This window comes from Streptococcus sp. HMSC062H02 (assembly GCF_001813005.1).
GTDB lineage: Bacteria > Bacillota > Bacilli > Lactobacillales > Streptococcaceae > Streptococcus > Streptococcus oralis_S.
The window spans coordinates 37,738-55,315 of the sequence record NZ_KV811110.1 but is presented as its reverse complement, the minus strand read 5'-3'; the positions used below and the strand labels follow the sequence as shown (position 1 = coordinate 55,315).

General features: G+C 42.4%; 20 protein-coding genes and 2 pseudogenes. 1 reads left to right on the top strand and 21 read right to left on the bottom strand.

Annotated elements, in window-relative coordinates:
• From HMPREF2885_RS04065 to HMPREF2885_RS03975, 19 genes and pseudogenes are all read right to left on the bottom strand, one after another.
• Positions 1–1,511 (bottom strand): vWA domain-containing protein (locus tag HMPREF2885_RS04065; RefSeq protein WP_148131128.1); only part of this gene is annotated, 1,511 nt, incomplete at its 3' end.
• A gap of 60 nt (positions 1,512–1,571) precedes the next feature.
• Positions 1,572–2,159: pseudogene (locus HMPREF2885_RS04060) on the bottom strand (TlpA family protein disulfide reductase).
• 330 nt (positions 2,160–2,489) lie between these two features.
• On the bottom strand, positions 2,490–3,476 hold the full coding sequence (locus tag HMPREF2885_RS04055; protein WP_049550008.1) for a PhoH family protein: 987 nt from the start codon (positions 3,474–3,476) through the stop codon (positions 2,490–2,492).
• A gap of 80 nt (positions 3,477–3,556) precedes the next feature.
• A complete protein-coding gene (locus HMPREF2885_RS04050) occupies positions 3,557–3,772 on the bottom strand; it encodes a YozE family protein (RefSeq protein WP_001232084.1) in 216 nt (71 codons plus the stop codon).
• Positions 3,773–3,795: 23 nt separating this feature from the next.
• Positions 3,796–4,374 carry a GrpB family protein gene (locus HMPREF2885_RS04045; protein ID WP_065371720.1) on the bottom strand — a complete coding sequence of 193 codons (579 nt, stop codon included), beginning with the start codon at positions 4,372–4,374 and terminating at the stop codon, positions 3,796–3,798.
• Between the two features lie 11 nt (positions 4,375–4,385).
• The gene (gene cvfB / locus HMPREF2885_RS04040; protein ID WP_001095456.1) at positions 4,386–5,240 is read right to left on the bottom strand and encodes an RNA-binding virulence regulatory protein CvfB; all 855 of its coding nucleotides are present in this window, start codon (positions 5,238–5,240) and stop codon (positions 4,386–4,388) included.
• A gap of 58 nt (positions 5,241–5,298) precedes the next feature.
• Complete coding sequence (frr, locus tag HMPREF2885_RS04035) at positions 5,299–5,856, bottom strand: ribosome recycling factor (protein WP_001262235.1); 558 nt, start codon at positions 5,854–5,856, stop codon at positions 5,299–5,301.
• A gap of 7 nt (positions 5,857–5,863) precedes the next feature.
• Positions 5,864–6,601 carry a UMP kinase gene (gene pyrH / locus HMPREF2885_RS04030; RefSeq protein ID WP_000002996.1) on the bottom strand — a complete coding sequence of 246 codons (738 nt, stop codon included), beginning with the start codon at positions 6,599–6,601 and terminating at the stop codon, positions 5,864–5,866.
• An 83-nt stretch (positions 6,602–6,684) separates the two neighbouring features.
• Positions 6,685–8,019, bottom strand: coding sequence for a methylenetetrahydrofolate--tRNA-(uracil(54)-C(5))-methyltransferase (FADH(2)-oxidizing) TrmFO (gene trmFO / locus HMPREF2885_RS04025; protein WP_070657181.1), 1,335 nt, complete (start codon positions 8,017–8,019; stop codon positions 6,685–6,687).
• A 133-nt stretch (positions 8,020–8,152) separates the two neighbouring features.
• Entirely contained in the window at positions 8,153–9,031 is an 879-nt protein-coding gene (gene rsmI / locus HMPREF2885_RS04020; RefSeq protein ID WP_070657178.1) for a 16S rRNA (cytidine(1402)-2'-O)-methyltransferase, read from the bottom strand.
• Between the two features lie 2 nt (positions 9,032–9,033).
• Positions 9,034–9,351, bottom strand: coding sequence for a DNA replication initiation control protein YabA (gene yabA / locus HMPREF2885_RS04015; protein WP_000358229.1), 318 nt, complete (start codon positions 9,349–9,351; stop codon positions 9,034–9,036).
• A 145-nt stretch (positions 9,352–9,496) separates the two neighbouring features.
• Positions 9,497–10,387, bottom strand: a complete 891-nt coding sequence (locus HMPREF2885_RS04010; RefSeq protein WP_070657176.1) for a DNA polymerase III subunit delta' — start codon at positions 10,385–10,387, stop codon at positions 9,497–9,499.
• The gene (gene tmk, locus HMPREF2885_RS04005) at positions 10,384–11,022 is read right to left on the bottom strand and encodes a dTMP kinase (protein WP_000033378.1); all 639 of its coding nucleotides are present in this window, start codon (positions 11,020–11,022) and stop codon (positions 10,384–10,386) included. Before tmk ends, HMPREF2885_RS04010 begins: the two co-directional genes overlap by 4 nt.
• A 121-nt stretch (positions 11,023–11,143) precedes the next feature.
• Positions 11,144–11,941: a pyrroline-5-carboxylate reductase gene (proC, locus tag HMPREF2885_RS04000; protein ID WP_000689682.1), complete on the bottom strand. Its 798-nt coding sequence runs from the start codon at positions 11,939–11,941 to the stop codon at positions 11,144–11,146.
• 3 nt (positions 11,942–11,944) lie between these two features.
• Positions 11,945–13,207: a glutamate-5-semialdehyde dehydrogenase gene (locus tag HMPREF2885_RS03995; RefSeq protein ID WP_000255270.1), complete on the bottom strand. Its 1,263-nt coding sequence runs from the start codon at positions 13,205–13,207 to the stop codon at positions 11,945–11,947.
• 9 nt (positions 13,208–13,216) lie between these two features.
• Positions 13,217–14,326: a glutamate 5-kinase gene (gene proB / locus HMPREF2885_RS03990; RefSeq protein WP_000875726.1), complete on the bottom strand. Its 1,110-nt coding sequence runs from the start codon at positions 14,324–14,326 to the stop codon at positions 13,217–13,219.
• 100 nt (positions 14,327–14,426) lie between these two features.
• Positions 14,427–15,326 carry an RluA family pseudouridine synthase gene (locus tag HMPREF2885_RS03985; protein ID WP_070657173.1) on the bottom strand — a complete coding sequence of 300 codons (900 nt, stop codon included), beginning with the start codon at positions 15,324–15,326 and terminating at the stop codon, positions 14,427–14,429.
• Positions 15,310–15,777: a signal peptidase II gene (gene lspA, locus HMPREF2885_RS03980; RefSeq protein WP_000745678.1), complete on the bottom strand. Its 468-nt coding sequence runs from the start codon at positions 15,775–15,777 to the stop codon at positions 15,310–15,312. Before lspA ends, HMPREF2885_RS03985 begins: the two co-directional genes overlap by 17 nt.
• The gene (locus tag HMPREF2885_RS03975) at positions 15,774–16,682 is read right to left on the bottom strand and encodes a LysR family transcriptional regulator (protein ID WP_001025717.1); all 909 of its coding nucleotides are present in this window, start codon (positions 16,680–16,682) and stop codon (positions 15,774–15,776) included. The genes lspA and HMPREF2885_RS03975 overlap by 4 nt, the downstream gene beginning before the upstream one ends.
• Between HMPREF2885_RS03975 and HMPREF2885_RS10245 the strand changes: the two are divergent.
• Positions 16,675–16,746 (top strand): annotated as a pseudogene (locus HMPREF2885_RS10245) (AraC family transcriptional regulator); the annotation flags it as partial. The gene HMPREF2885_RS03975 and the pseudogene HMPREF2885_RS10245 overlap by 8 nt on opposite strands.
• Before the next feature lie 165 nt (positions 16,747–16,911).
• Here the strand turns inward: HMPREF2885_RS10245 and rpmA are convergent.
• Together rpmA and HMPREF2885_RS03960 are read right to left on the bottom strand one after the other, a co-directional pair.
• Complete coding sequence (gene rpmA, locus HMPREF2885_RS03965; protein WP_000916509.1) at positions 16,912–17,205, bottom strand: 50S ribosomal protein L27; 294 nt, start codon at positions 17,203–17,205, stop codon at positions 16,912–16,914.
• A gap of 16 nt (positions 17,206–17,221) precedes the next feature.
• Positions 17,222–17,566, bottom strand: a complete 345-nt coding sequence (locus tag HMPREF2885_RS03960) for a ribosomal-processing cysteine protease Prp (protein ID WP_000613697.1) — start codon at positions 17,564–17,566, stop codon at positions 17,222–17,224.
• Between the last annotated feature and the right edge of the window lie 12 nt (positions 17,567–17,578).

The window sequence follows — 17,578 nt, the reverse complement described above, 5'->3', positions numbered from 1 at the left end:
GGGTAACAGTACTCGAGTTTTTGAACTTCAACTTTTTCATTACGACCACCGATTTTTTGAGTTGAAAATTCACCTGTCTTGAAGACACCCGTCAATTCAGGAACTGTAACTTCTTCGTTTACAGGTTTATAATCAGCTGGCGGATCAACTTCATCCTCTTCATTCGTTTCAGGAGCACGAGCTTCCTTACTCAAATCATAGTCGAAATTGTTATTACCTGGATTGAAGACACTATCGGGTACATAGATTGTGACATTGTCACCTTCTTGATTGATTCGACCACGAATTTGTTTTGATGGATCTGTGACTTTTTCAACAACTGTTTTACCATTGATTCGAACAGCATCAACCTTATATCCAGGTGTAACAGTGAACTCACCCTTGATGTCTTCCTTAATCAACGCAGCTCCAACAGATTCTAGAACTCGACTTGAGAACTTATTGATATCACTTTGTTCATTAACATAGAAAGAAACGTTCTTACCATTAATATTTTTTGCTGGAGAAGCCATCCCCTCTAATGCTTCATGGAAGATATCTTGAACTGAACGGTTGTCACCGATATCAAAGTATTTTGAATAACCTTCTTTATATGTGTCATAATACTGAGCTTTAGAGTTTGCAAAGATTGATACGTCTTCCCAGAAACCTACTACTACAGTTCCTTCGGAACCAACAACATTTTGAAGTCTTGTAGATGCTTCCTTAACCTCTTTCACTCGCCCTAAAACGTTTTGAGATGCTTCAGTTAGCTCATCAAAATTCCAAGCACGTGTAAGAATATTGTTGCGATAGTCGCTGTACTCTAGACGAACCTTACCATCCGGGTCACGTTTCCCGTTGGCAACTCCATCCGTAATCAAAAGGAAGATGGTCTTACGACCGTTAGCCATATTCCCTTTTCTTTGATTATATTGAGCAATGACATCGTCAATAGCTGGTACTGTAGGGGTTCCTCCTGCCACCTTAATATTATCAATGAATTGATGGATATCATTTTGATCTGAAGACAAGTTGCTAGACTTGTATTTGTAATCATAATCAGGTCCCCAACTACCATAAGTATCTTTACGACCTGTAAAATCATTATTGTAGTAATAGTTGTATCCATCCGCACCTTGGAAGGTTGCCATCATAACTCGGTCTGATGTATCCGGGTTATCAGTCTTAACCAAACGAGGATTATTCTCATCATAATTTTCTTCACTGACAAATGTTGTCAATGTTTTTAAGGCATTTTGGACATTAGGAATGGTGTTCTTGAACGATCCACTCGCATCCTGAAGGATAACTAAGTCGACCGGTTTACGTGGAACTGTCCACTTTGTTTTGTCCGATTTCTTTATCTTACGATAACATCCATTCTGGATAATTTCCGTATTATCTCCTACTCGAATTACCTCAGTTTCATCAGCCGCACCACGACCGAAACGTAAACTAGCTAATCCTAATGGCACAGAGAGAAACAGAATCGTAAACAGAATGGAGACCTTTTTAATGAAATCTCTCATAATTTTCTCTGAAATCCTATTGCGATTTCTTCTTCCTCCTTTTTCCGAAATGAATGTATGTTAGTTTAGCAGTTCTTGTAACTCTTTCGAGAAATTTTCAGCAGTGGTATGATTTACTAATACATTCTTTACCTGTTGCTGTTTTGTCACAAGATACATACTTGGTATGGTTTGAACCTATAAAAGATCGGTTGCGGACTGATCTTCGTCATAATAATACGGGAAAGTATATCCTTTTTCTTTGATATACTGATCAGCAGTTTCCTTTGTTTCTTTTCCTGGTTCGTTCATATTCAGAAGAACAAAATGAATTTGATCTCCATACTTTTCATACATCTGCTGAACAATGGGTAGTTGTTTCTGGCAATGCGGACACCAACTAGCCCATTCGACAACTAATATAGGTTTATCATACAGTTCCGAGATAGCAATCAATTTTCCATCTTGAGAGGTCATTTTAAATTCTGGAAGTTGTTGACCTTTTAAACTCAAAGCTGAATTGTTCTCATCGCTTGAAGTCGATTGCGAAACTGAAGACGTTCCTATATCTCCATCCTTAGTGGGTCTAGTGAAATAAATTAAACCCACCGCTAAAGCTATGATGACTCCTACTGCTAAAAATGGAAGCCACCACTTGTCTTTTTTCATAATATCTCCTTTCTATTAAGATGTGAAAGCGAGTTAGGTACTTTCAAATTTTGGACATAAGCCCACTCTAACCCAAATATCATTTTATCATTTTGAAATCTTTATTTCAATAAAATTTATCGTAATTTTTCCTATTAATTGCTAAGGAAATTAAGAAAAAATAAAATTTATAATAAGTTAACTTAAATGTGGAGGTTTCAGCACTAATATTTCTAGAATTTTACCAACATCAGATTAGAATCATCATTATTCTGTATATAATAAATTAGCCATACAACTTTTTATACAGGGCAACTTAAAAGCAGTTCGCATCTGAACTGCTCTTTTTTGCTATTCTGTCTCTTGGTTCTTTTCTTCAACCTTAACTGGAGCGGGTTCATAAGCTCGAATAATCTGAGCGACAACCGGATGGCGAACCACATCCTTAGCTGAAAAATGAACAAAGTCGATTTGGTGAATGTTCTTGAGCTTTTCTTGAGCATCAATCAAACCGGACTTAACATTACGTGGCAGGTCAATCTGACTGATATCCCCATTGACAATCATCTTCGAATTAAAGCCTAAACGAGTCAAGAACATCTTCATCTGCATGATAGTCGTATTTTGCGCCTCATCGAGAATGACAAAGGCATCATCCAAGGTCCGTCCACGCATGTAGGCGAGGGGCGCGATTTCGATAATTTCACGCTCCATGAGACGGGTCGTTTGGTCTTTCCCGAGAATCTGATACAAGGCATCATAAACTGGTCGAAGATAAGGATCGACCTTCTCCTTAAGATCACCCGGAAGAAATCCTAGACTCTCGCCTGCTTCCACTGCCGGACGAGTAAGGATAATCCGCTTGACTTGCCCACGTTTAAGGGCAGTTACTGCCAAAGTCACTGCAAGAAAGGTCTTCCCTGTCCCTGCAGGTCCGATTCCAAAGGTCACATCATGCTGTTTGACACTGTCCACATAAAGCTTTTGACCCAAGGTTTTGACACGGATAGGCTTCCCAGTATTATCCTTGATAATTTCTTCTTCGTAAAGGGCGACAAACTTGTCAATTTCATCGTTTTTGACCATGCTAATCGCAGTCACCACATCTGGCGTGCCAACGGTCATTCCACGATTTACCAAGACCATCAAAGCCTGAATAACCTGACGGGCTTCCTCACAGGCAGCTTCTTCTCCCAAAACCTGCACAATCTCCGTACGGGCATGAATCACCACATCGAGCTCTTCTTCCATCAAACGAAGATGGCGCTCATTGGAACCAAAAAGATGGAACAAGTCATCTGGGTGACTTAGTTGAATGTCTATTGAATGTTCCTTCAAATAAAGAACCTCTCTAATCCGTTTATTTCTTTATATTATAGCAAAGAGAACAATAAAATACTAGCCTCATCTCATTGTCTCTAGTGTTCTAAGTATTCTTGCCAGATAGCGTCAAAGTCACCTAGGTTAAAAGAGAAACTGGCATGCTCCTCCAGAAAGCGACTCACCTCATCAAAATCATCTGTATGTTTTGGAAAAGCTGACTCTTCAAAAGCGAGGTCTGCCAAGATGGCTTTAGGGCTATTACTTTTAGGATTGCGCTCGGTCATGAGCCAAGTGTAAAATGATTTTCTCAATTCTTTCTCCTATCAAGAGTTTTTTAATGACACTTTTCTGATTCTTGAAAATTACTGGACTTAGCCTCTGAAACGTAGTGGTTTATAAAATCTGTTTTAGCATCTGTATAGGCGTCTCGATTGTGTTCAAATTTTTTCCACAAACTTAGTTTTAATTCCTGATACGCTTGGGCAATATCTGGATGCTGGCAGAGATAATCTCTAAAATAAATCTCGTCATGATCTCCCGTCATTCGCAAATGTAAATGAAAAACTTTCTCAGCAAATCCCTGCTCTGTATATCCTTTATTTAGCGAAATCCTGTTAGGACTCTCCGACATCACTAGCCACCCATTCTTCACCAATAAATCCCTAACTCTTGCTAAATCCTCTATTTTACCTACTTCTAACAGAATATCAACGATATTTTTGGCCCAAATATTAGGGATAGCAGTGCTACCGATATGTTCTATTCTTTTAATAACATTTGCACCCAATATTTTTTTCAGGCTTGCTTTTTCCGATTCATACCAGTCTTTCCACTCTGGCTTGTGCTCTACTAAAAAAATCGGAAAAAGTTGCCAGAGTTCCTCTAAACTCATTTCTTCAAGTTTCTTTATCATGTCTATAAGGCCTAAATCAACTCTGTCCCAAACTGATCTTGCTTGATTTTGCCAGCCTTCATCAAGCCACCGAGTGCTTTCTTGAACTGACCTTTAGAAATACCAAAGGTTGCTTTGATATCATCAGGAGATGACTTATCATTTAAAGTCATGAAACCGCCATTGCTTTCCAAGTAAGTCAGAATCATTTGTGCATCATTTTCCAACATCTCAAAAGAACGCGGTTTGAGAGAAAGATTAAGAGTGCGGTCAACCTCTCGGAAACCAATGACACGCGCATCTAACACTTGCCCTAAACGTGGCTCTGCATAGCGCTCACTTGGGTGAATGAAACCAAGCATGTTATTCTCTGGCAGATAGACAAAGGTCCCTGACAGCTTGAGGCGGTAAACAATGGCTGGCCAGTTTTGGTTCTGCATATTGTTGTAGGCAGGACGAGCCAGACGTTGGAAGTCTTCTTGATAAGCCAAGAGTCCCCAGATTCGGTCTTTCTTGTCCACTTCAAGACGGATGTAGAGTTTGTCACCTTTCTTAGGCCAGAGTTCCTTGAGCTCAGGGAGGATATCGAGTGACACAACGATTTCCTTATCAGGTAGACCGGTATCGACAAAGACACCCAAGTCCTTACGAACTTCTGTTACGGTTCCCCAACCAAATTGGTCCTGAGTGGCAGTCACTTCTAAGGTTGTCAGACGGAGTTTTTGCTTCATATCCGTGTAGGCAAATCCTTTGACCGTATCCCCTACTGTATGTTGGCCTTCTTCCTTGGCAAGGGCGTAAGTCTGACCATCCTTTTGCACAAAGTAAAAACGGTCATTTTCATCGATGATGAGTCCAACGATAAAACTTGCAAGATTTGTATTCATATTTCCTTCTTTCGAATAAAACTCAGCCAGCAATGCCAACTGAGTTTTCTGTTTATTTTTAGACTTCCAAGATTTCTTTTTCTTTATTGGCAGTCATGTCGTCGATGTGTTTCACAGCGTCGTCTGTTACTTTTTGAATATCTTTTTCAAGGGTCTTCAATTCGTCTTCAGTGATTTCTTTTGCTTTTTCTTGCTTTTTAGCTTCGTCCATAGCGTCGCGGCGGATGTTGCGGACAGCCACTTTAGCATTTTCACCGACCTTCTTCACTTCTTTAGCAAGGTCACGACGAGTCTCTTCTGTAAGAGCTGGGATAACCAAGCGGATCACAGAACCGTCATTAGCTGGTGTGATACCAAGGTCAGAAGCGTTCAAGGCACGTTCGATGTCCTTCAATGAAGACTTGTCAAATGGTGTGACCAACAAAACACGCGCTTCTGGAATAGTAATTGAAGCGATTTGGTTAAGAGGAGTTTCAACTCCATAGTATTCTACGTGGATACGGTCTAGCAAGCTTGCGTTGGCACGACCGGCACGGATACCTCCAAATTCACGAGCAAGTGATTGGTGAGACTGGGTCATTCTCTCTTTAGCTTTTTCTACAATTGCATTAGCCATAATTTTCTTATTCCTTTTCTTCGATATTGTTTGAAACTGTTGTTCCGATATTTTCACCAAATACGACACGTTTGATGTTGCCTGGTTGGTTCATGTTAAAGACAACCAAGTCAATGTCGTTATCCATAGAGAGGGTTGAAGCAGTTGAGTCCATGATACGAAGACCTTTATTGATAACATCACGGTGGGTCAATTCTTCAAACTTAACGGCTGTCTTGTCTTTCTTAGGATCGGCATTGTAAACACCGTCTACCCCATTTTTAGCCATCAGAATGGCATCCGCTTCGATTTCAGCTGCACGAAGGGCTGCTGTTGTATCTGTTGAGAAGTAAGGTGAACCAATCCCAGCACCAAAGATAACGATACGGCCTTTTTCAAGGTGGCGAAGGGCACGTCCACGTACATAAGGTTCTGCCACTTGTTGCATCGCAATGGCTGTTTGTACACGCGTATCGACACCAACTTGTTGCAATGAATCTGCCATTACAAGAGCATTCATCACGGTCCCAAGCATTCCAGTGTAATCGGCCTGAACGCGGTCCATTCCTGCTTCTGCAGCAGGTTCACCACGCCAGAGATTTCCTCCACCAATAACAAGGGCAATTTCGATACCTAAGCTATGAACTTCTTGAATCTCTTTTGCGATTGTTTGAACTGTTTGGATATCAATCCCTACGCCACGTTCACCGGCAAGGGCTTCACCTGATAACTTGATTAAAATACGTTTATACTTGGGATTCGCCATTTTTACTCTCCTTTTTTTATCCTACCTATTTTATCACAATTTCTAAGATTTTTATAGTATCATGAGCAATTCTTTCAAAAAAATTAGACAGTTAAAAATTCCTCTAAGTCGGTAAGGGCGCGCTCTGCAATTTTTTCATAACGAGCTTTTTTATCACGGATACGCTCGCCTTCCAATTCCTTGATAATCCCAAAATTGACATTCATTGGTTGGAAATGTTTGCTGTCCGCATGGGTGATGTAATGAGCTAGACTTCCAATCGCTGTGGTCTCTGGGAAGATAGCTTCACTTTCACCCTTGAAGAGTCGAGCCGCATTAATACCTGCAACTAATCCTGAAGCTGCTGACTCAACATAGCCTTCTACACCCGTCATCTGACCAGCAAAGAAAAGGTTTGGTTGTTTCTTAGAACGATAGGTTTGCTCAAGAAGATTTGGTGAATCCATATAAGAATTGCGGTGCATGACCCCATAACGAACAAACTCCGCATTTTCAAGGCCTGGAATCATTTGGAAAACACGCTTTTGCTCTCCCCATTTGAGATGGGTCTGGAAACCGACAATATTGTAGAGGCTACCAGCCGCATTATCCTGACGGAGCTGGACAACCGCATACGGTGTTTTGAATTCTCCATCTCGAGGGCCTGTGTAGTCATCTGGGTATTCCAGACCGACTGGTTTCATGGGACCATAAAGCATGGTTTTAATGCCACGCTTTGCCATAACCTCGATAGGCATACATCCTTCAAAGTACTTTTCTTTTTCAAAAGAATTGAGCGGTGCTTCCTCCGCATTGACCAAGGCCTCATGGAAATCCATAAACTCTTGTTTAGTCATAGGAGCATTGAGGTAGGCCGCCTCTCCCTTGTCATAACGAGACTTGAGATAGACCTTACTCATATCGATGGTGTTTACATCGATAATCGGCGCTGCCGCGTCGTAGAAATAAAAACCATCGCCGTCATTAAGGGCATGAATCTTTTCAGCTAGAGCGTCGCTGGTCAAAGGACCAGTAGCGACAACTGTAATTACATCAGTCGGCAATTCTGTAATTTCATCACGAACCACCTCAATTAAGGGATGATTAGCTACTTTCTCAGTCACCATCTTTGAGAAACCATCGCGGTCCACCGCAAGGGCACCACCTGCAGGAACACGTGTAGCCTCAGCAGATTCCAAGATGACCGAACCCAAGCGACGCATTTCTTCCTTGAGGAGCCCAACTGCATTGGTCAAAGCATCCCCACGTAATGAATTGGAACAAACCAATTCAGCAAAATTGTCTGTTTTGTGCTGAGGTGTTGACTTGACCCCACGCATTTCATAGAGCTTAACTGGAATACCACGTTCTGCGATTTGGTAGGCTGCTTCAGAACCTGCCAAACCTGCTCCGATAACATTGATATAAGATTGAGACACGACACTAATACCTCTTTGAGTGGAAACTAAGTCCAAATAAAAACAAGCTACTAGACTATTTGACACCCACAAATCTTTCTAATTTTTCTTTTACTAGTATAACAAAAAAAGGGAAGAAGGCAAACTTCCCTGTTTAGTCGTTGGATTGTTTCTCTTCCCAATCGTGGTAGGCAGCATAGAGTTGGCTTTTATTCCACTGGTAGAGTTTCGCAACTTCCTTTATGGCTTGATTTTTCTTCATACCTTGCTGGATACGAGATTGGATTTCTGAAAACAAGTCCTCCTCGTCCTTTTCCTCCACATCCTGACTGGCACCTTCAACGATGAGAAGGCATTCGCCCTTGAGTGGCGTTTCAGCGATGCTTTCTAGCAGCTCTGAAATCTTTCCTCGTTGGTATTCTTCATAGATTTTAGTCAATTCCCTGACCAAGACTACCGAGCGGTCACCGTAGACTTCTAGCATATTTTCCAATGTATCTGCCACACGATGAGGTGATTCATAGAAAATTTGTGTTTCAGGATAGTCTTTTTTTGAGTCGAAAAATTGCTTTTGCTGGCCTGATTTTCTTGGTAAAAAGCCGTAAAAAATATGTGGTTGCGGCGCTAGGCCACTGGCAATCAAGGCAGAAATCCCTGCAGAGGCACCCGGAACGGTAACAACTGCGATTTCTTCCTCAATAGCTGCCTTGACCAAATCATGACCAGGGTCCGAGATACTAGGCAGACCCGCATCGGATACCTGAGCAATACTTTGCCCTGCTTTCAGAAAACCAATCAAATCAGGAATCTTTTCCTTGGCATTATGCTCATGAAAACTAATCTGCTTGGTCGAAATGTCAAAATGCTTGAGCAAAAGACCGGTATTGCGCGTGTCCTCAGCCGCAATCCAGTCCACCTCTTTTAGAGTCTGGATGGCACGAAAGGTCATGTCATCTAGATTGCCAATCGGCGTTGCTACTAGGTAAAGTTTGCCATAGGTAGTTTGTCCCTTAAAACTTTTTTGAATCTGCATGCTTACTCCCTGTATAACAACTCGTCACAGAACATACATTCTTCGTCCTGTTCTCGACGTTGTCCATAAAAATCATTACATACGTGAAACCCGTCTTTATAGATTCGGCGGACACTTTCACGAACATGCTTGGCCTTAACGGGTGTATCTGCTTCCACCTCGCCTAAGCGTTCGCGCAACTTACTATTTTCCAATCGAAGAGCTGTATTTTCCTCTACCAGGCTCTTAAGATTTTTCTTGATGGCTTCCACATCGGCCAAGGTCACCAGTAACTGTTGGGAAAAATCATCCAGCGCATCAAATAATTCTTTCTTATCCATAAACCAGCCCTTTCCTTTCTATATCGTTCATTTTTAATACTCAATGAAAATCAAAGAGCAAACTAGGAAACTAGCCGCAGGCTGTACTTGAGTACGGCAAGGCGACGTTGACGTGGTTTGAATTTGATTTTCGAAGAGTATGAGTTTATATTTCTTTCAAAACCAGATATTCCATGGCATTTTGAAAGCTGACATTAGCCTGCCACATTTTTCTAGCTTCTAGTAAATCTTGTAAAATCTGTCGAATCCTTACTTGCAAGAGGTCCTGTCCACAGAGAACTTCGAGGATTCGCAAGACCTGGTCTTGTTTCTCCTTGTCATCTGCCAAGCTAGCCAATTTAGCAACTTGCAAATAACTCTCTTTTTTCTTGGCTACTAACCAAGTTAGTAAGCGCTCGCTTTCATCAACTATAGTCCAAAAACTTGCCTGATTAGCCAACTTTTCAGCTTCAGCTCTCGATTGACTAAACTGGGCTAAGAGAGTTGCTTTTTTCTTGACTAGACCTGCTTGTTCTAATTGATGGATGAGCTTTTCTTCTTGCTTTTTAAAGTGAAAAATCTGGGTCCGACTACGGATTGTCGGCAAGATTTTTTCCTCATCACTAGTTAAGAAGAAAATGTAAACTTCACTCTGAGGTTCTTCGATGACCTTGAGCAGAGAGTTGGCTGCATTGGGATGCATTTTCTCCGCCTGCACGATGATAAAGACCTGTTGCTGGCTTTCAATCCCTGCTTGGGAAAACTGAGCCACCAATTCTCGAATCCGTTCTGTCTTAATGACCTGATTGACCGGCTTAATCAAAGTGACATCGGGAAATTCTTCCTGCTCAATCAGCTTGCAGTTCCGGCATTTCTCACATGGTAAAACGCCTGCCTTATCCCTACAAAAGAGGCTCTTAGCCAAAAACTGCGCCATTTCCAAGCTTCCAAAGAAACCTGAAAAAAGGTAGGCATGATTGAGCTGGTTTTGTTCTAGAATACGGACAAAGTGGTCAAACTGCTCTGGTTGCCAAGCCTTTAGTTGATCTTGTTTCATTTAGCCAAGCCCATTCTGTCAAACAAGACAGCCTTGGTAATTTCCACAACTTGCTCCAAAGGAAGACTGGCATCAATCTTGACAATGCGATTTCCTTCTTTTTCCAGAAGAGAAAGGTAGCCTTGACGGACTTTCTTGTGCAAGTCCAAACCTTCCAAGTCCAAACGATTGACCTCCCGATCACTATTGGCAGCAATGCGAGCAAGCCCCTCTTCCACCTCAATGTCAAAATAAAGTGTCAAATCAGGTTTGAGGCCATCTGTCGCAAAGTGATTGAGCCAATCAATGGCATCAATATCCAAGCCACGGCCAAATCCCTGATAAGCAACGGAACTATCGATGAAACGGTCCATAATGACCAACTTACCAGCTTCAAGAGCAGGCAGAACTTTTTCCACCAAGTGCTGTCTGCGACTTGCGATATAGAGAAGGAGCTCTGTTTTAGGATCCATTTGAGTATGACTTGGGTCCAAAATCACTTGACGAATCTTCTCCCCAATCAAAACTCCACCTGGCTCACGGGTCGTCAGCACCTCTACTCCTTTTTCCTCTAAAATGGGGAGTAGAGCCTCTAAAACACTGGTCTTTCCTGCTCCCTCTGGTCCCTCAAGAGAGACTAAAAATCCTTTTGACATGTCTAACTCATTTCTTTTTTTCTACCTTCTATTCTATCAAAAAAATAGGTTTTTGTGACAATCTTTTTGCGTCTTCTCTATTCAATCGACCATAAAAAGAGGTTGGGAGTCATCCAACCTCTTATTTACCTAGTTCTTGTGTTCGTTTATAGGCTTGATGAACTGCGGCCATGACTGTACCTCTAAAGGCATGTTCTTCCAGACTTGCTACACCAGCGATAGTCGAACCTCCTGGGCTGCAAACTTGGTCTTTCAATACTCCAGGATGTTGTTGGCTTTCGAGGACCATTTGTCCAGCTCCGACTACTGTTTGGGCTGCCATTTTCAAAGCCCTTTCTCTTGGCAATCCTGACTGAACACCTGCATCTGCCAAAGCCTCGATAAAGAGGTAGACAAAGGCTGGCCCACAACCTGCAAGACCTGTCGCCGCATCAATTAAGTCATCCCCAAGCTCAACCAATAGACCCGCATTGGATAAAAGCTGACAAAAGAGTTCACCGTCCTCAGCAAGACAGTTTGCTGACATGGCATAACTAATCACCCCTTGACCGATAGCCACTGGAGTATTGGGCATGATGCGAATGATACGATGTTGACTTGGGATAAGACTAGCTAGTTTTTCCAAGGTCAATCCAGCCGCCATGGAAATCAAAAGAAGACTCTCTCGTTTTTCAAGGATAGACTGGTATTGAGCAAGGATTTCAGAAAACTGAGCAGGCTTAACTCCTAGAAAGATCACATCTGCTTCTGCAAAAATTTCTTCATTACTGGAAGCCTGGCCACCGAAATTGGCGATGAAAGCATCTACTTTTGCTTGACTGCGATTGGCAAGGAGAATCTGTTCACCCGTCTTGGCCTGCAAGACAGCCTTGGCCAAACTAGCTCCCATATTTCCCAAACCGATAAATCCAATTTTCATCTCTTACTCCCTTATCTGTCCGTCACCAGTAACCACATACTTGTAGCTAGTTAATTCCTTCAAGCCCATTGGACCACGCGCGTGCAGTTTCTGAGTCGAAATCCCCATTTCACATCCAAGACCAAATTGACCTCCATCAGTGAAACGCGTTGAAGCATTGACATAAACCGCTGCAGAGTCAACTTGATTTGTAAAGTAAGCCGCAGCTTCAGCATTTTCTGTCACAATGGCGTCCGAATGATGGGTACTGTGGGCTTCAATATGCGCAACCGCTTCTTCTAAACTACCCACAATCTTAACCGCTAGGACATAGTCTAAAAACTCAGTGTCAAAGTCTTGGGCCTCAGCTGCTCGACCTGAAAGAAACTGACTTGCTTTCTCATCCAAGCGGAATTGAATCGGTTCCAGCCCATCTTCTTTCCGACTTGTAACCAGCACTTTCTCCAAGCGAGGAAGGAAGCTTGCTGCCTTGTCTTCATGAACCAGCAAAACCTCCATAGCATTGCAGACAGAAGGACGACTGGTTTTAGCATTATTGATAATAGAGAGAGCCTTGTCTTCATCAGCATCCTTATCCACATAGACATGGACAATACCAGTTCCTGTCTCGATAACAGGTACGACAGCATTTTCAACCACAGCATTGATCAAACCAGCACCTCCACGAGGTATGAGAAGGTCTAGATAGCCCTTGGCCTTCATCATAGCATAGCTACTTTCACGGCTGGTGTCTTCCACTAGTTGAATCACATTTGGATGAATGGTAGTCGTCTCCAAGCCCTTCTTCAAAGCTGTGACAATAGCATGAGCAGTTTGGTAGGCATCCTTACCACTACGAAGAACGACCGCATTGCCACTTTTGAGAGCCAAAGCAGCCGCATCAGATGTCACATTTGGACGACTTTCGTAGATAATCCCAATAACTCCCATGGCCACACGCTTCTTGGTAATAACCAAACCATTTTCAAGATGATTGGTTTCTAAAACTTCACCGATTGGATCTGGTAAAGCAACCACTTCACGAATCCCTCTTGCCATCGTTTCTATACGTCCTTCATCCAAATAAAGACGGTCTAGCATAACATCTGAGATTTTCCCCTTGGCCGCTGCCATATCCAGGGCATTGGCCGCTAAAATCTCCTCAGTAGCAGCCACTAAGTGATCAGCCATAGCTAGCAAGGCTTGGTTTTTCACTGCTTCACTAGCAGTATTGATTGATTTCTTAACAGCCTGTACCTGTTCAAATTGTTCTTGTGTACTTACCATCGTTCACCTCTAAAATTCTGTAAAGAGTAGCTGGATTTCAGGAGTGATGGAAATCCAGTCATCACGGTGAATCAAGACTCCCTTAGCTTTTTGAGAACGGAGCATATCTTCTAGAGCTGAGACGCCAAATTGGACACGTCCCTTTCCAAGAGATTGACCTGTTTCTTTATCTGCTACTGTGACAATATCGTGATAAGAGAAGTTTCCTTCCACTTCTACCACACCCGATAAAAGGAGACTTTTCCCGTTTTTTGAAAGTGCCTCTGCAGCCCCACCATCTACCCAAATCGTTCCCTGACTTTGAGCATAGAAGGCCAGCCATTGTTTCTGAGTACGAAGTCCCTTCTCTTGCGCAACAAAGTAAGAACCATCCTTTGTATCCTCTACTGCCTCAATCAAGGCAGCTGATTTCAAGGAGGAGCAAATATAGACTGGCACTCCTGACTCCGTCGCAATAGTTGCAGCTTTGATTTTTGTCAGCATACCCCCAGTACCATTAGACGAACCTGCTCCACCAGCCATATCAATAATCTCACGATTGATAGTCTCGATTTTCTCCAAACGTTTGGCTGTTGGATCTGAGTTGGGATTTCCAGTATAGAGACCGTCCACATCTGTCAAGAGAACCAAAAGGTCTGCTTGAACCATAGCCGCTACCTGGGCACTCAGAGTATCATTGTCCCCCACCTTGAGCTCATCAATAACGACACTGTCATTCTCATTGATGATAGGAATGGCACCACGATGAAGCAATACAGACAAGGCCTGATGGGCATTCTTATATCGACGCTTATCTACAAAATCATCCTGTGTCAGCAAAATTTGCGCAGAGACTATTTGACGCATGAGGAGGTTGGTTGTGTATTCTTCTAGTAGCAAACCTTGTCCTACTGCAGCCGAAGCCTGCTTATCTGCAATCTTGGTCGGACGTTTTTTAAAGCCCAAAGCTCCAAACCCTGCCGCTACTGCACCAGATGAAACCAAAATCAACTCATGTCCAGCTTCATGCAACATAGCTAATTGTTGGGTAATTGCCTTTACTTTACTTCTTGATAAACTCCCGTCTTCATTTGTCAAGGACGAAGTCCCCACCTTAAAGACGATTCGTTTGTACTTCATATTCTCACTCCGATTCTTCATATTTATCCATTATAACATGAATGTTTTAAAATAGAAAAGACTTGAAATGAAAAAGGTTGAGACAGCAATCTCAACTCTTTTATCTATTCTCAGTTTTACGCAACCTTTCCAGCGTTTCTTTAAAAATCTCTGGAATATCTGCTGTGAATTCCATGGTTTCACCTGTTCTCGGATGGGTAAAACCTAGAGTTTTAGCATGGAGGAATTGCCCATGTCCTTTCAAGGTTTTGCGTGGACCATAGACCTCGTCCCCAGCGACTGGATGACCGATATAAGCCATATGGACACGGATTTGGTGGGTACGCCCTGTTTCCAGTTGCAACTCTAACAAACTATAGTCTCCAAAGCGTTCCAAGACCTGAAAACGAGTCACAGCTGGCTTCCCTTTAGCAGTTACAGCCTGTTTCTTACGGTCTTTTTCGCTCCGACCAATCGGTGCTTCAATGACACCACGATCATTTGGCAGATTGCCATGAACAATCGCCCAGTATTTGCGTAGAGACTTTTTATCCTTGAGCTCTTGGGCAAATGCCAAGTGGGCCTCATCATTCTTAGCAATCATGAGGAGACCTGACGTATCCTTGTCAATGCGGTGAACGATTCCTGGGCGGAGAACACCATTGATACCTGACAAGTCTTTTATATGGTACATGAGGGCATTGACCAAGGTTCCACTGGTATGACCAGCGCTGGGATGAACCACCATCCCTTGAGGCTTATTGACAACGGCTACGTCCTCATCTTGGTAGATAATTTCGAGCGGAATATCCTCAGCCACATATTCTAAAACCTCTGGTTCTGGCACATGGTAAGTGACGACATCCCCCTCTTGGACCGTATATTTTGCTTTCTTGACTTGGCCATTAACCAAAACTTGTCCAGCCTTGATTTGTTCATTAGCGAGACTGCGTGACAATTCTGTCAAATCTGACAGAGCCTTGTCTAAGCGGAGTCCGCCTCTTTCAATTTTTATTTCCATTTACTTCCTCTTTAAGCATTGCAATCAATAAAACAATGACACCAACTGTCAAATAGCTGTCAGCAACATTGAAAATCGCAAAGTTGATAAAGTCTAGGTGAAACATATCCACCACAAAACCTTGACTCATTCTGTCGATAAAGTTGCCCAGACCTCCCGCGATTATCAAAGTCAGTCCAAAAACTAGCCAGAGAGAATCCTCCATGTGTTTATGTAGATACCAAATGGCTCCAGCCATGACGACCAAGGTAATGATAGCAAAAAACCACTGCTGGTCTTGTAACATAGAGAAGGCTGCTCCTCTATTTTGTAGATAAGTCAAGCTAACGAGATTGGGGATCCACGAACGCACTTCACCCAGTGGAATCTGCTGGAGAACATAGGCTTTAACCCACTGATCCAGTGCAATTAAGAGCAGTACAATGACTGCCACTATTCCTCTTTTTTTCATGATTTCCTCTTCTGATCAAAATATTCTTGCATAACCTCAACGAAGAGTGTCCCAGCTTGACTAAGCTCAACTTCTTCCCGTTTGACATAAACCATGCGGTTATCTAAATTATCCTTGAGACGAATAACTGTAATGCCATTAACACTGTCACTATCTAAAAATCCAGACCCAGTCGCATAAGCATCCGTCCGCTCCAAAATACCATTCAAAGTAGCACGGTCGGTCACATTGAACATCTGGGAGCTAGCACTGGTATCGACAAAGTTCTCTGAATAGTATAGGTACTCGTCCTTTTCCTGAGTAAAGCGAACTGTTGGCAGATCCGCCAGATCCTCCATGACCAATTCCTCTTTCTGTGCTAAAGGATGTCCTTCACGAAGATAAATGTGAGTCTGGAAAGGAATTAGTTCAATAACTTCTAAACCAAGCTTTTCAACCCGTTGCATGATGCCCTTTTTATTTTGGTTGTTGAGGTAGATAATCCCAATCTCACTATGTCCTTGGGCTACTTCGTCTAAGATTTGAACTGTAGTAGACTCAAAAATACGAAAGTTTTTGTAGTCAGGATAGCGCTCTGAAAAAGCCGTAATGGTTGGTGGCAAGAAGTCATAGTGCTGACTGGCAATGGAAAATTCATCCTTTTCTTCCTCAGGATTGGCATACTGATTTTGAAAAACATCAAATCCTTTGACCAATTCTTGCGCTTTCTCATAAAATTCCATACCGCGACGTGTCAAAAACGTTCCTGAACTCGTCCGACGGAAAATTTTAAAGCCTAACTCTTTTTCCAAATCGCGCACAGAAATAGACAGACTCGGCTGACTAACATACATCTTTTCAGCAGCTTCACGGAAAGTACCACTATTGGCAATAGCAACAACATAGCGTAATTGTTGAATATTCATCTTCTACCCCCAACTTCTCTATCTGTTCATTATACCATATTTTAGAAATTTTCCACTTAGGAAAAATAATGTCGCTCATAAAATTAATCTACACTAGTAACAAAGAGTTATGGGTATCAAAACAAAAAAATAGGCTCTCCGAAAACTCGGAAAGCCTTATTTAATGCTACTTCTAGCTTCCTCGCCTTAAAATACCAAGGCTCGGGATAAAAAGGTTCACTGGACCTTTTTATTTTGCGATTGGGTAAACAGAAACTTGTTTCTTATCGCGACCTTTACGTTCAAAGCGTACTACGCCTTCAACTTTAGCGAACAAAGTATCGTCTCCACCACGTCCAACGTTTACACCTGGATAGATGTGTGTACCACGTTGACGGTAAAGGATTGATCCACCTGTTACAGTTTGTCCGTCAGCTGCTTTAGCTCCAAGACGTTTTGCTTGTGAATCACGTCCGTTTGATGTAGAACCTCCACCTTTTTTGTGGGCGAAAAGTTGCAAGTTGTTAAGAGTCATTTTTAACATAATGTTTTCCTCCGTGTTAGTTTTCTGTGATAACTCTGGTTTGGACGAACTCAGAAGAGTTCTCCGATAAATTTGCCATACCTAAGAAAAATGATTCAAAGAATAACTGGGTCATTTCTCTCTGGTGCGAAGGAAGATCCGCTGGTATTTCAACCTTTAGATAGCCACCTTCATCTTCGTTTAATTCTAAGATTGGTTCATAGCCTGCAAATTTCTCAATGGAATTGATAAAGTTAATGGCAAGCGTAGAAACCGATGCACACACGACATCTAAGCCGTATTCGCCACTTTCGGCGTGTCCAGTAATTTCCGCACTCCTCAGCTCGCCATCTTCGGCTCTCTCAAAGACTGCTTGTATCATGTGTTCTCCTTA